General features: G+C 29.6%; 12 protein-coding genes. 6 read left to right on the top strand and 6 right to left on the bottom strand.

Annotated elements, in window-relative coordinates:
• Positions 1-81 precede the first annotated feature (81 nt).
• Positions 82-561 (top strand): Dps family protein, encoded by a 480-nt coding sequence (locus tag APS56_RS07675; RefSeq protein ID WP_054726857.1) that lies wholly within the window; start codon positions 82-84, stop codon positions 559-561.
• 48 nt (positions 562-609) lie between these two features.
• Here APS56_RS07675 and APS56_RS07670 read toward each other — a convergent pair whose 3' ends face one another.
• Positions 610-1,596 carry a helix-turn-helix transcriptional regulator gene (locus APS56_RS07670; RefSeq protein WP_054726855.1) on the bottom strand — a complete coding sequence of 329 codons (987 nt, stop codon included), beginning with the start codon at positions 1,594-1,596 and terminating at the stop codon, positions 610-612.
• Between the two features lie 186 nt (positions 1,597-1,782).
• Here APS56_RS07670 and APS56_RS07665 point away from each other — a divergent pair, with 186 nt between their 5' ends.
• The 3 genes from APS56_RS07665 to APS56_RS07655 all read left to right on the top strand — a co-directional run bounded on the left by APS56_RS07665 (position 1,783) and on the right by APS56_RS07655 (position 6,671).
• On the top strand, positions 1,783-4,149 hold the full coding sequence (locus APS56_RS07665) for a TonB-dependent receptor (protein ID WP_054726852.1): 2,367 nt from the start codon (positions 1,783-1,785) through the stop codon (positions 4,147-4,149).
• A gap of 201 nt (positions 4,150-4,350) precedes the next feature.
• Complete coding sequence (locus tag APS56_RS07660; RefSeq protein WP_054726850.1) at positions 4,351-5,478, top strand: PepSY-associated TM helix domain-containing protein; 1,128 nt, start codon at positions 4,351-4,353, stop codon at positions 5,476-5,478.
• 17 nt (positions 5,479-5,495) lie between these two features.
• Positions 5,496-6,671 carry an alpha/beta hydrolase-fold protein gene (locus APS56_RS07655; RefSeq protein ID WP_054726848.1) on the top strand — a complete coding sequence of 392 codons (1,176 nt, stop codon included), beginning with the start codon at positions 5,496-5,498 and terminating at the stop codon, positions 6,669-6,671.
• 6 nt (positions 6,672-6,677) lie between these two features.
• On the opposite strand, the gene APS56_RS07650 is transcribed toward APS56_RS07655, so the two are convergent.
• From APS56_RS07650 to APS56_RS07630, 5 genes are read right to left on the bottom strand one after another with little or no spacing between them, the layout of a single operon-like run.
• Complete coding sequence (locus APS56_RS07650) at positions 6,678-8,009, bottom strand: DUF58 domain-containing protein (RefSeq protein WP_054726847.1); 1,332 nt, start codon at positions 8,007-8,009, stop codon at positions 6,678-6,680.
• 12 nt (positions 8,010-8,021) lie between these two features.
• Complete coding sequence (locus APS56_RS07645) at positions 8,022-9,092, bottom strand: AAA family ATPase (RefSeq protein ID WP_082379295.1); 1,071 nt, start codon at positions 9,090-9,092, stop codon at positions 8,022-8,024.
• 2 nt (positions 9,093-9,094) lie between these two features.
• Positions 9,095-10,303: a DUF4350 domain-containing protein gene (locus APS56_RS07640; RefSeq protein ID WP_054726845.1), complete on the bottom strand. Its 1,209-nt coding sequence runs from the start codon at positions 10,301-10,303 to the stop codon at positions 9,095-9,097.
• Positions 10,303-11,016 carry a hypothetical protein gene (locus APS56_RS07635; RefSeq protein ID WP_054726843.1) on the bottom strand — a complete coding sequence of 238 codons (714 nt, stop codon included), beginning with the start codon at positions 11,014-11,016 and terminating at the stop codon, positions 10,303-10,305. Before APS56_RS07635 ends, APS56_RS07640 begins: the two co-directional genes overlap by 1 nt.
• Positions 11,017-12,000 (bottom strand): stage II sporulation protein M, encoded by a 984-nt coding sequence (locus APS56_RS07630; protein WP_054726841.1) that lies wholly within the window; start codon positions 11,998-12,000, stop codon positions 11,017-11,019. It abuts the gene before it with no gap.
• A 253-nt stretch (positions 12,001-12,253) separates the two neighbouring features.
• Between APS56_RS07630 and APS56_RS07625 the strand changes: the two genes are divergently transcribed.
• Together APS56_RS07625 and APS56_RS07620 are read left to right on the top strand one after the other, a co-directional pair.
• Positions 12,254-12,973 (top strand): RDD family protein, encoded by a 720-nt coding sequence (locus tag APS56_RS07625; protein ID WP_054726839.1) that lies wholly within the window; start codon positions 12,254-12,256, stop codon positions 12,971-12,973.
• 127 nt (positions 12,974-13,100) lie between these two features.
• Positions 13,101-13,712: a trimeric intracellular cation channel family protein gene (locus APS56_RS07620; RefSeq protein WP_054726837.1), complete on the top strand. Its 612-nt coding sequence runs from the start codon at positions 13,101-13,103 to the stop codon at positions 13,710-13,712.
• Positions 13,713-13,728 lie beyond the last annotated feature (16 nt).

Genomic DNA, 13,728 nt, shown 5'->3' with positions numbered 1-13,728 from the left:
TAAAAACTATCAATAAAATTTATGATAATAAGTGTTAATTATAGATTAAATTTGTAGTAGATAATTTAAATACATAATATCATGACATTAAATAGTTTAGGATTAGACACGGAAAAAACAAAAAATTTGGCAAAAGATTTGAATAGCTTATTGGCTAATTTTCAAATTTATTATCAAAATTTGAGAGGCATTCATTGGAACATTAAAGGAAAACGTTTTTTTGATTTACATGTAAAATTTGAAGAGCTTTATACTGATGCTAACGCAAAAGTTGATGAAATAGCAGAGCGTATTTTAACTTTAGGAGAAACTCCTTTGCATACGTTTGAAGACTACTCGGCAAAGGCTGAGGTGCCTGTGGGTAAAAATATATCTGAAGATGAAAAAGCAGTACAATTAATTGTAGATTCTTTAGCTAAATTATTGCAAATTGAAAGACAAATTTTAGATAAATCTGGAGATGCCGATGATGAGGGAACAAATTCTATGATGAGTGATTTTATTACCGAACAAGAAAAAACAGTTTGGATGATGAAAGCCTGGTTAGGCGAAACGGTTTAGTAAGTATTCATTATAATATTAAAAAAGAGCCTCATATTGAGGCTCTTTTTATTTTAAAATTAATTTGCTAGGTAAAATTCCGTATGTTTTTTTAAAAGCAGTTGTAAAATGATGCGCATGTTTATATCCTATTTCATAAGATGCTTCATTAATAGTATAAGCTTCCTTTTCGATAAGGTATTTTGCTTTTTCCATTCTCAGTCTGGTAATATATTTAAAAATGGTAGTAGAAAAAACAATTTTAAAGGCTTGTTTAAGTTTTGATGTATTCATTCCAGCCACAAAAGCTAGTTCTGAAATTGTTAGGGGTTCTTTTAAATTATTTCTGATATATGTTTCAATTTTTAAAATGTTTATATAGTCTATTTCAGGTAAGTTAAGGTCTGGTTTTTTATCGTACTCTTCGTTTGTTTTAGCTAATAAATATATTAGCAATTCGTTCACTTTAGCTTGTAAATAAGGTTTTTTTAGGTCTTTTGTATATTTGCAATTAATTATTTCGTTTATATGTGCTTGTAATTCAGTTGGTATTGGTTTGCTTTTTTTCCATAATAAGAAAGGTCTCTTATTAGTAACAGCCATACCAAATTTGTTTAATGTTTTTTTATAACGTTTACCAATTATTTTTTCTATATAATTTTCAGTAAAAATTATTTCAAGTGTTTTAAGGTTATTGGTTTTGTAATTTAAAACACCATCAACTTCAGGTAAATAAAATAAATTATAATGGTTATTTGGAATGTAAACTTCTTTAGATAATTTATTGAAAGGTATGTAGTGACTTGAGCCTTCAATTTCAAATTGTAATTTAAAAAAAGGAAAATCATGAAAAACATTTATAGAATGTTCGTTGATTTTTAAATCTCGTATTAAAATTATCACACCATTTAATTGAATTTCAATTATATTCCCTTTTCCATATTTATCATCTATTTTAACTGTGTTTTCTTTAAAATCAGTGCTTTTGAAGTCTTTTTCAAATGTTTTTACTAAAACATTATTTTCAAATATGGGGCTTCTTAATATAGTTTTCATTTCTTCTTTTTACGTTGATTAAAAAACCTTTTACGTTATAATGGAATGTGCTTACTTATTTAGATTTGCACAAAAATATAGATTATTTATAATTAATCTAAATTAAAACAACTAAAAATAGATCCATTAAAAGTTTATAAAAAAATAAGGGTCATTCAATTTAATAAGCATAAATAGAATATTATTATGAAAGTATCAAGAATTTTAAAAACAATAACGGTATTGTTTTTTATAACCACAACCTATGCTCAACAAAACAAAAGTAACATTAGTGGTAAGGTTTTAACATCAGATAGTAGCCCTGCATCCTTTATAAATGTAGTTATTAAACCTACTACAATTGGAACTATTACAGATGCAGAAGGGAATTATATGTTTAAAAATATTCCTTATGGAACGTATACTATCGAGTTTTCATTAATAGGCATGCAAAAAAAAACCGTAGACGTAGTTGTAAATAGTCCAGAAATTAAAATAAACAACATTCAATTAGATGAAAATCAAGAACAATTGGGGGAGGTTATTGTTATTGCTGAACGTTTGAATCAATTTGCTCATAAAGAGTCAGAATATGTAGCAAGAGTGCCATTAAAGAACATCAATAATCCACAATCGTATTCGGTAGTAACTAATGCGTTGTTAAAAGAACAAATAACAACAGACCTGCCTTCAGCTTTTAAAAGTATAACAGGTGGTGGCTATGTTGAATCTAATGATGGTAATGTAAGTGTTTATTTAAGAGGATTTAGATCGGATGTGCATTTAAGAAATGGTGGAATTGCTTGGGTAAAAGCACCTATTGATCCTCAAAATATTGAAAGAATTGAATTAGTAAAAGGTCCGGGTTCTTTATTTTATGGTTCTAACGTTAATAATATAGCTAATTTTGGAGGTGTTGTAAATAAGGTGACAAAACAAGCATATAATGGAGAAAAGCTTGATATAGGTTATGTTACTGGAAGATGGGATTTAAACAGAGCAACGTTAGATTATAATACAGTTTTAAGTGAAAATGAGCATGTTTATTTTAGATTTAATGGAGCTTATAATAGCGAGAATAGCTTTCAAGATCAAGGCATTATTAGAGAGTTTATGGTTGCGCCTTCATTAACTTTTGAATTGTCAGAAAAGCTAACTGTAAAAGCTAATTTAGAATACAATCAAAGTAAACGTAATGTAAATTTTGCAAGAGGTATATCCGGAGGATTAATTTCTGATGATGTAAATTCTTGGGATGATTTAAATTGGGATTATAATACCAACTATGGAGCTAACGGTATGGCAGGTTTTTATACTTCAACAGTATTACAAACTTTATTAAATTATAAAATGTCTAATACTTGGACGGCTAAAACAACATTTTCAAGTGCTTCTTCATTTTCTGACGCAAACTATTTACGTGTAGTTATGGGAGATGAAACAACAGTTAATAGATATTATTTGCAATATGACCCAAGAGAAACACAAAGTACACATATTCAACAAGATTTTTTAAATGTTATTGAAGGTGATAAAATTGACAATAAATTTGTTACAGGGTTTAGTTATCTAAATAATTTAGATGACACACAACGTACTGGAGTTTGGAATGCAATAGAGGCAGTTGATACTACAAATCCTGTAATTACAGGTCTTACAAATGAACAATTTGAAGCAAATATTGCCGACGGAACAAAGAATAAGACAATAACTAAATTTCAAACTTTAGGATTTTATGCTTTTGATGCCATAACTATAAACAAACAATTAACTTTAACAGGAGGTTTACGTTTCGATCGTTTTATGGCAGATAATACAATTTCAAATGGGGTTGAAGCATCTAACGGATACAATCAAAATGCATTAAGTACAAAACTTGGTGTTGCATACAATCCCTTTAATGATAGAGCATCTTTGTTTGTAAATTATATGGATGGGCTTAACAATAATGCGCCATCTGATAATGGTAATGGGGAAATTATTACTTGGGATCCAGAGCGAGCAAAACAAGTTGAAATTGGTACAAAATTAGATTTCTTTAATGGTAGATTGTTAAGTACAATTAGTTACTACAATATTAGTATTGATAATGATATTATTGTTGATGAAAATGGAATTAGTTCACAAACAGGAGAAACATTAAGCAAAGGTTTTGAAATTGATCTTATTGCAAATCCAGTACCAGGTTTAAATATTGTAGCTGGTTATACCAAAAACAATGCTACTTTAGAAAAAGTTAGTTTTGGTGATGAAGCAGTTTTAGGAAACAGTTTAAGTTATACACCTGAAACCGTTTGGGATTTTTGGTTAAGCTACCAAGTTTTAAAAGGGAAAACAAAAGGCTTAGGTTTTGGATTGGGTGCTAATCATATGAGTGAAATTTATAACAGTACCGCCAATAATTTTAGTTCAGATGCTTTTACAACTGTTGACGCTACAGTGTTTTACAAAAAAGGGAAGTATAAAATAAATTTAAAAGCAGATAACCTTCTTGATAAAGAATATTACAATGGTTATGGTATTCCGCAAAAACCATTAAATATTAAAGTTGGTTTGTTTTATAGTGTTTTTTGAAATTAACTTAATAAAAGAGAACGTGATGCCTCATGTTCTCTTTTATTTTTTAACGAAACCTACTTCAAATATTAACCGTCTTACTTATTAACTTTTTTAAGCAAAATATAGAAATTGGCTTAAATTGGTAAGTATTAAAATAAAGTATATAGTCGATTAAGGGACGAAATTAGTTTTTGTCCTTTTTTTAAGTTTATAAAAATGGGTAAAAAAAAATCAAAAAACTTATTTCAACGAATAGTAGCGTGGGTGCATTTATGGCCTAGTTTAGTAGCTGGTATAATTGTGTTATTTGTCTGTTTTACAGGTACTATTATTGTTTATTGTGATGAAATTATGGATTTTTCAGCAGGTGAAGCACTTTATGTTACACCTCAGGAACATAGAATTACTCATGATAAAATTTTCAAACAGATTGAAAACCAAAATCCAAATTATCGTATTTCCGAAATTGTATTTTATAAAGACCCAGAGCGTAGCTTAAGGCTTCGTGTATTTAACATAAAAGAAAAAACGCTTTTAATGATTTATATGAATCCTTACACAGGAGCAATCATAAAAGAAGATAGTACAATTTACTTTTTTTATGTTGTGGCACACTTGCATGCAGAATTACTCGCAGGATCTGTTGGAGGTTGGATTGTAATAATTTCTACTATTATTTTCTTAATAGGGTGCGTAACGGGGCTCATTTTGTGGTGGCCGAAAAAATGGAATAAAACGACTCGACAAGCTAGTTTTAATATTAAATGGAAAGCAAAATTTAAACGACTAAATTATGATTTACATAATGTGCTTGGGTTTTATTCTTTACCATCTTCTATAATACTTAGTGCAACGGGGCTTATTATTTTTTTTCATCCATTAATGGATTTTACTGTTAAAGTTTCAGGAGGTAATTCTATTGATGTTCATGAGCAATTGCCTAAGTCTGATAGTACACGAGTTGCTAAAGATTTGGTAACCTATGCATACAAGGCTTTGCAAGAAGAATACCCTGAAAAAAATGCAGTTAATTCATGGGTTTTTAACTTGGAGAAAGAAGGGGTTTATATGTTGAATTCAGGAAAACCAGGCCTTAAAAGTATAGAAAATTTAGATTTCACGATATATGATAAGTATACTGGCGAAAAAATAAAATTAGCACCAGAACAAATCATTCATGAAAAAACTGAGAATATTGTTTGGCAGCTCCATATGGGGCAGTGGTGGGGACAAATAGGTAAATTAATAACTTTTTTAACTGGAATAATTGCCACATCACTATCTGTTACTGGATTTTTAATTTGGTGGGGAAGACGCAAAAAAAACAAGCGTATTGTGGCTTAAAAATAACTACTCGTAAAATGAAAAAACTGCTGTATATATTAATAGTATGTATTACTGTTTTTAAAACATTTGGTCAAGCTAAGATTGAAATTGGTGAAAAACATTCATTTTTTTCGTCGGTTTTGGATGAGAATCGTAATTATTGGATTTATTTACCGCCTAACTATAATGATACTATATATGCTCCAGAAAAGTATCCCGTTGTTTATTTTTTAGATGGAGAAAGACATTTTCATTCATTAACAGGAATTCAAGATTTTTTAAGTATTGGGCCATATGCATCATTACCTCATATGATTTATGTAGGTGTTTTAACATCAGAAAATAGAAGCAGAGATTTAACACCTACCGAAGTAAGTAAACCTCAAACCGAAAAAGGATTTGTTTTTTCAAATACAGGTGGTAATGAAAAATTTTTAGAATTTGTTGCATCAGAACTAATACCAGAAATAAATAAAAAATACAGAACCAATGGGTATAAAACCTTGATAGGTCATTCTTTTGGAGGACTTGCAGTGTTTAATACATTATTAACAAAGCCTCAATTATTTAATGCGTATATTGCTATAGATCCAAGTGTTTGGTGGGATAACGAATATATATTAAATAAAATAAGAACTGAATTAGATGATTTAAATTTAAAGGGAAAACGGTTGTATATAGCACAGGCTAATAATACTGCTATTCTTGACGATGATATTCAAATTCAAAAAGCGATTATTTCAGTAAAGAAGGAATTAGAAAAGCATCCGAATAGTTTATTAAAATGGACCTATAGGTTTTTTGATGACGATGATCATGGAACCGTTTCGTTACCAAGCGAATATTATGGTTTGAGATATATTTTTGAAGGTTACCAGCTTGATGTGAAAAAAATTGCGATTCAACCAGAATTATTGGTAGAATCTTTTAACGAATTTAATAATGAAATAGGTTATGAATTTCTTCCTAACGAATCTGTAATTGATGATATAGCAAAGTATTGTATCAGAACACAAAAAACAAGACAAGCCGTTCAGCTTTTTAAAATAAATCAAAAATATTACTCAAATAGTATAAATGCTTACATGAGTTTGGGAGATTATTATACTGGAATTTTAGATTTTGATAGTGCAAAAAAGGAATATAATAAAGCATTAAAATTAAAACCAACATCTAAATTAGTTTTAGAAAAACTAAAAATGTTGAATTGATAGCGCTTATATTAATCCTCTAGCTTTTATTTCTAAGTATTTATTAATGGTGTTAATCGTTAAGTTTTGAGGCGTGGTTAAAATGGAATAAATACCGTATTTTTTTAACTCGTTAACGATAAGCCGTTTTTCAAAAGCAAATTTTTCAGCAATTACTTTGTCATAAACATGTTGTATAGTTTCTGCTTTTTCACTAACCATAGAATTGAGTTCGGTGTTTTTAAAGAAAATTATTATTAATAAATGATTTTTTGCTATAGCTTTTAAATAAGGGAGTTGCCTATGTAAACCATCTAATGTTTCAAAATTGGTGTATAAAAGTAGTAAGCTCCTATGAGGGATGTATTGTTTAATACTGGTGTAAAGCCTGCTATAGTCACTTTCAAAATAATCTGTACTGACGTTGTATAGGTTTTCTAAAATTAGACGCATTTGAGAAGTTCGACGTTCTGCTACTACCATATTTTCAACCTTTTTAGAAAATGAAAACATACCAGCTTTATCTTGTTTTTTTAAAACCAAACTACTGATAATTAGCGTGGCATTTATAGCGTAATCTAATAGGCTTAATTTATCAAATGGCATCTTCATAATACGCCCTTTATCAATAATGGAATATACAGTTTGCGATTTTTCATCCTGAAACTGATTAACCATCAAGCTGTTCTTCTTAGCTGTGGCTTTCCAATTTATGGTACGTAAATCATCCCCTAACACATAATCTTTAATTTGCTCAAATTCCATGGTGTGCCCTAATCGTCTTACCTTTTTTAGGCCATATTGTAGGGTGTTTTTATTAATGTTTAGTAATTCAAATTTCCGTAACTGTTTAAAACTAGGATAGGTAGGTACCATTTTGTTCTTTCCAAAAGTATAGCGTTTGGCAATTAATCCTAAAATAGAACTGGCATATATATTTAAAGATCCAAAATGGTATTCGCCACGTTCAAAAGGTTGCAATTGGTAGGTAATGGTTTTTGATTTTTTTGATGTAATAGATTTTTTTAATTTAAAATCTCTGATTTGAAATTGCTCAGGAATTTCATCAATAATTTCAAGCTTTATGTTGATGTTATAATGGTTGCGAATGTTAATATTAATTTGATTTTTATCACTATTTGAAAATTTTTCAGGAACAATCCGTTCGGCTTCTAATTTGTTTTTTCCCATAAAAATAATTAGTACATCCAATAAAAAGAGTGCTAATAAAATGAAGATAGATATCTGGGCTATGATAAAAAATATGGGGACAAAATAGCTTAAACCAAAAAGCACCACGATGCCAATGCCAGTGTAAAAAAAATAAGGTTGTATGTAGAATGGTTTAAGGAATTTCAATTTTCTATGGGTTTATCGTGGTATTTCTACCGTTTCAATAATTTGTTTAATGACATCTTTAGTTGTCATGCCTTCCATTTCACGCTCAGGCGTAACAATAACGCGGTGGTGTAAAACAGGAGTTGCAGCTCGTTTTATATCTTCAGGGGTAACAAAATCGCGTCCATTTATTGCGGCAAAGGCTTTACTGGCTTTTAATATGGCTATAGATGCTCTTGGTGATGCTCCTAAATACAAAAATGGGTTATTTCTAGTGGCTAATATTAATTGGGCAATATATTTTAGTAAGTGAGTCTCAACCAAAACTTGGGTTGTCAGGTTTTGATACGTTTTAATTTGCTCACCTGTTAAAAAAGAGGTGATGGCATCTGTTTTTAAGGCATCTTTTAACGTATGTTCTCGCGTGATAATATCTATTTCTTCTTCTAAATTAGGATAATTAACATCTATTTTAAATAAAAATCGGTCTAACTGTGCTTCGGGTAATCTATACGTGCCCTCTTGTTCAATAGGGTTTTGAGTAGCTATTACCATAAAAGGCGAGTCTAATTGATATTTATACCCATCAATGGTTATTTGTTGTTCTTCCATGACTTCAAAAAGAGCCGCTTGCGTTTTTGCAGGTGCCCTGTTTATTTCGTCAATAAGTACCATATTTGAAAAAATAGGTCCTTTTTTAAATTCAAATTCAGAATCTTTTAAATTGAAAATAGAGGTTCCTAAAATATCACTAGGCATTAAATCGGGTGTGAATTGGATTCTACTAAAATCAACATTTAAAGATGTTGCTAAAAGTTTGGCTGTAATGGTTTTTGCAACGCCAGGAACACCTTCAATTAAAGCGTGTCCTTTGGCTAAAAGTGCGGCAATAAGCATATCTATCATGTCTTTTTGACCTACAATTACTTTGCCTACTTCTTGTTTTATTTGTAGCACGTTTTGTTGAAGTTCAGATAAATTTAATCTGTTTTGAAAATGTATGTCTGATGAGTTTTCTTTTGTAGCATCAAAATTAGATGCAGGGGTTATATCAGGTTTTGGCTGATAATCCTCATGATTTTTTGGGTTATTAATTTCGTCCATAATTATTTAGAATAAAATGCTTCTATATGTTTGTTAAGCGTAATGAGGTTTAATTCGGCAAATTCGTTTTTGCTTTTTAACCATTTTATATAATTGATTAATTGTGTGATTTCTTCTTTTTTCTTGCCAGATTTAGCAGTTAGTTTATTCATGAATTCTTCGTTTAAATCTGATGTGTCTAATTTTAAATCAGTTCTAACATGTTCTAAAAAATATGTTATTTTTTTTTCAATGAGGTTTTTATGGTCTTGTGTTTCAAAGTATAAGTTAGAAATGGTTTTAACAAAAAGTACTGTAGTGTTTTGAAGTGGTTTAATGGTTTTAATAATACGTTGTCTACGTTTTGCATTAAAAATAATAAACAGTAAGATTAGAATTAATGCGGTGTACCAAGCCCAACTAAATGAAGTTTGATTTAAAAACCAACCTAAATCAGAGTTTGGTTCTACATCACCATCATAAGCGGTGTACGTTTTTGTGTACGAATCAAAATAAATAGCGTCATTGGGTAAATAGGATAAAATGCCTTCAACATATTGGTAGCGTTTGTCTTTTAACAGATTGTAGTTGGTGAATATTTTAGGTTGCAAATGCAGATAGATATTACCTGTTCCGAAAGGAACTCCTAAAAAGTTGACGCGTTTAGAGTTGGTTTTGGTATAACCTAAAATATGATAGTTTTTTCTATTAAAATTTGAAAAATAGAAATCGCCTTCATTTCTGTCAATAACCGTATGGTTTTGTTTTAGTTTTTGAGATTTAAATGATAATTTAGAAACACTATCTCGTTCATTTAAAATATAATCTATATTTAATTTTAAAGTATCTGTTAAAGTTTCGGGTAGATAATAATCGGAAATAAAAACGGTATTACCTAAATCAGCAAAATGGAGCAACTCATTAACAGAATCGTAGTCTAAATAAGTTGAGTTTCCAATAATAATATAATTGCCTTTTGCTACATGTTCACCATAACCATCCTCAGAATTGGCGTATAGATAACTGTATGGTGTGTGGTAAACTGTTCGTATTTTTTGGTCTTTAAAAATATTAGATAACTCTTTGTAAAAAATACTTATACCATAAGGTTTATTACTTTTTTCGTCAAATGATTCTTCCCAATCTACTGTTTTTGTAAACTGAATGTCAAGTAGAAAAGCGAGGCCTATTATAATGCCTATAATAATGAAAACAGAGACTAATTTTTTCATTATTTAATGCTGTTTATAAGGTTAGTGAAATTGGATTTTGCTACGTTGTATTGCGCAGTGTTTACTTCAAATTCACCATACCAAGTGTAATTGTAGATGTATGAAATATAGTTGAATTTTTTAAAAAAAGGAGAGGTGTTTATTTCGTTAAGATAATCTGCGTTGGTTTTATCATCTTCAATTTTTATATGATTTTTTAGGCTTAAGGTTTTTAAAACTAAAAGATAATAATAACGAATAGCCATACGGTAATTGTGATTGTTTTCGGCATGATTTATAAGTAATTGAATATCTGTATTTTCTATATTTTTGGAAGTAATATCGCTATTGTTGTTAAGTTTTTGTTGCTGACGTTTTGAAAACCATCCTCCACTTCCTTCATTTAATAATATAAAAATAAAATAGGCTATGGCCACCAATAAAATTAAGATAAATATCCAGCCAAGAGGGCCTAAATTTATAGATAGTTGATTTTCGTTATTTTTTTCTTTAATTCGATTTTTTTCATTTTTATAATCTGCAATTTCACCTTTTCCTTCTGGCGTGTATCCAATCACTTCTTTGCCTTCATAATTATATTTTCGTCCAGTATAGCGTTTTTTGAAATCATCATCAAATAAGTTGCTGTTAGTTGGTTGTTGTGCCAATACAATACCACTCTGAAAACAGAAGTACGAAAAAAGGCTTAAAATTAGAAGGCTTTTTTTTAACATTTAAAATGATGGATTTAAAATGTTATACTGCCATTTTTTATGAGCTTTAAAAGGATAAATGAGATAGTAGTAACTTATAAGGCTAAGGGTGGTTAATATGATGCCCACTGATAGCCAGTTAGGCATGATGTTAGAATATCGGGTAACAAACCCTTCTAAAAAACCAGCAAAAAAAGTAAAAGGAAAGGTGCTTATTAAAATTTTTATACCTGTTTTTGCTCCTTGTTTAAATGAAGTCATCCTAGAGTGGGTATCTGGAAATAAAATACTTGCCCCTAAAATGAGTCCTGCGGCTGCTTCAATAACAATAGCGAAAATTTCCATGGAACCATGTATCCAAATGCCACGAACACTTTCCCAAAACACATTTTTTTCATAGAAGAAATACTGAAAAGACCCGAGCATAATACCATTTTTAAAAAGAATATAAACCGTACCTATACCTCCAAAAACTCCTAAAATAAAGGCCATAATACCTACTTTTAAATTATTTGCAGTAATTCCAATAAAACTCCCCCAATTACTCCCGCTTTTGTAAACAGCAACTGGGTCACCATTTTCTATGTTTTCTAAGGTCATATTTACATATTGATCACCTAAAATGGAGCGTACAAATTCACCATCATTGGCAGCAGAAATAATGCCAATAAAAATAAATAGTGAAAAAATAGCAAAAGTGATATAAACATATTTCCTATATTGATACATAATCAAAGGGACTTCTGTTATCCAAAAACTTAAAATCCTATTAGAGTCTTCACGTTTGGTTTTATAAATTTTCTGAAACCCTTTAGCAGCTAATTGATTTAAATAAACAATTACTTTACTTTTCGGATAAAAGGTTTGTGCGTAGGCTAAATCATTTATAAGTTGAATGTACTGCGAAGCTAATTCGTCAGGATTTTTAAAATTATTATTAAAAATGGCTGTTTCAAAACTTAACCATTTATCTTTATTCTGCTTTATAAATGCAACTTCTCTCATACATTTGATAGAAAAGAAATTCCTAAAGTTCATGTTCTAGAATTTCTATTAAAATTGTCATTCCTTTCAAAATAGGAATATAAAACAAAAAATCTTTTAAAATCAACAATTTATTTTGTGGTTTGATAACCATGGTTCATTGGTTTCAAGAGATTCTGTGCTTAAAGTTCATCTATGTCCTAAAAATATCTGAAATTTGCCCGAATTCGGTTAAGGAACCATAAGTCTAAACGAATTCAAATTAAATTATAAAATGTCAGAGTTACAAATTAACACTACGCAAAATGTCAAAATAAAATTTACTGCCGCTGGATTAGGGGAAAGGTTAGCAGCTTTTTTAATGGACAACGCCATAAAAATTGGCTATATGATTGTTATGAATATGGTTTTTGGTCTTTTTGATAATATGGATCAGTGGTCGCAAATAGGTTTAAATACCTTGCTTGGTTTACCTGTAGCTATTTATACTTTGGCTTTAGAGTCTTTGTTAGATGGTCAAACACTTGGTAAAAAAATTATGAAAATTAGAGTAGTTAAAATTGATGGATATCAAGCAACTTTTTCAGATTATATAGTGCGATGGTTTTTTAGGATTGTAGATATTTATATTTTGGGCTTGGGTTTTTTTGTGATTTCTTCTAGTAAAAAATCGCAAAGATTGGGAGATATGGCAGCTGGTACAGCAGTAATAACTCTTAGAGATCAAGTAAATATAAATCATACTATTTTAGAACACATAAAAGAAAATTATAAGCCTACATACCCAAGTGTTATTAAGCTATCAGATAATGATGCACGCATAATTAAAGAAACGTTTTTAACAGCAAAGCAAGGACAAGATTATAGCACGTTGATAAAATTGCGTAAAAAAATTATGGAAGTAACCGCTATTAAAGAAATGAAGCAAAAGTCTGATGCAGAATTTATAGATGTTATTTTAAAAGATTATAATTTTTACACTCAAAATATGTAAGTAGAGAACTACTTTTTTTAGAATAGAGAAAGTGAGTGAACTGTTTATTCTGAGCTGAGTCGATAGGGCTGTTTTAAATAATGATAATTAAGTGAATCGCTTTTAAGTAGTTTAAAATAAATAAATTATGTTTTACATTGTTGAAATTTTAGGAACTGTTGCTTTTTCAATATCAGGAGTATTAGTTGCTATGAAAATGCGAATGGATTTTTTTGGAATATTGATTATTGCATTTGTAACGTCTGTTGGTGGTGGTACGCTTCGTGATATGTTAATAGGAAATACGCCAGTAACTTGGATGACTGATATGATGTACACTTATGTTATTTTGGTGTCTTCAATCATGGCTATTATTTTTAGAAGTAAACTTAATTATTTAAGAACCTCCTTGTTTTTATTTGATACTATTGGTATTGGTTTATATACTATCATTGGAGTTGAAAAAGGATTAAATGCAAATTTACATCCTATTATTTGTATTGCTCTGGGAACTATTACAGCATGTTTTGGGGGTGTTATTAGAGATATTTTATGTAATGAAATACCCGTTATATTTAGAAAAGAAATTTATGCAACAGCCTGTATACTTGGCGGAATTGTTTATTTTGTGTTGAGTGAGTTTCCAATTGGAAATAATTGGGTTTTTATGATATCAGGGTTGGTTGTTATTTTAACAAGGTTATTGGCGGTAATATTCAAAATAGCTTTACCTGATCTTTATTCAGAAAAAAAAGGATGATTTTTTTGTTTTATTG

It is taken from the genome of Pseudalgibacter alginicilyticus, from assembly GCF_001310225.1.
GTDB classification, from domain to species: domain Bacteria; phylum Bacteroidota; class Bacteroidia; order Flavobacteriales; family Flavobacteriaceae; genus Pseudalgibacter; species Pseudalgibacter alginicilyticus.
This window is presented reverse-complemented; position numbering and strand designations above follow the sequence as displayed.

What these genes read in the sequence shown, in the direction of transcription:
- APS56_RS07675 (WP_054726857.1), top strand. Translation starts at nt 82, where the DNA reads ATGACATTAAATAGTTTAGGATTAGACACGGAAAAAACAAAAAATTTG.
- APS56_RS07670 (WP_054726855.1), bottom strand. Translation starts at nt 1,596, where the DNA reads ATGAAAACTATATTAAGAAGCCCCATATTTGAAAATAATGTTTTAGTA.
- APS56_RS07665 (WP_054726852.1), top strand. Translation starts at nt 1,783, where the DNA reads ATGAAAGTATCAAGAATTTTAAAAACAATAACGGTATTGTTTTTTATA.
- APS56_RS07660 (WP_054726850.1), top strand. Translation starts at nt 4,351, where the DNA reads ATGGGTAAAAAAAAATCAAAAAACTTATTTCAACGAATAGTAGCGTGG.
- APS56_RS07655 (WP_054726848.1), top strand. Translation starts at nt 5,496, where the DNA reads ATGAAAAAACTGCTGTATATATTAATAGTATGTATTACTGTTTTTAAA.
- APS56_RS07645 (WP_082379295.1), bottom strand. Translation starts at nt 9,092, where the DNA reads ATGGACGAAATTAATAACCCAAAAAATCATGAGGATTATCAGCCAAAA.
- APS56_RS07640 (WP_054726845.1), bottom strand. Translation starts at nt 10,303, where the DNA reads ATGAAAAAATTAGTCTCTGTTTTCATTATTATAGGCATTATAATAGGC.
- APS56_RS07635 (WP_054726843.1), bottom strand. Translation starts at nt 11,016, where the DNA reads ATGTTAAAAAAAAGCCTTCTAATTTTAAGCCTTTTTTCGTACTTCTGT.
- APS56_RS07630 (WP_054726841.1), bottom strand. Translation starts at nt 12,000, where the DNA reads ATGAGAGAAGTTGCATTTATAAAGCAGAATAAAGATAAATGGTTAAGT.
- APS56_RS07625 (WP_054726839.1), top strand. Translation starts at nt 12,254, where the DNA reads ATGTCAGAGTTACAAATTAACACTACGCAAAATGTCAAAATAAAATTT.
- APS56_RS07620 (WP_054726837.1), top strand. Translation starts at nt 13,101, where the DNA reads ATGTTTTACATTGTTGAAATTTTAGGAACTGTTGCTTTTTCAATATCA.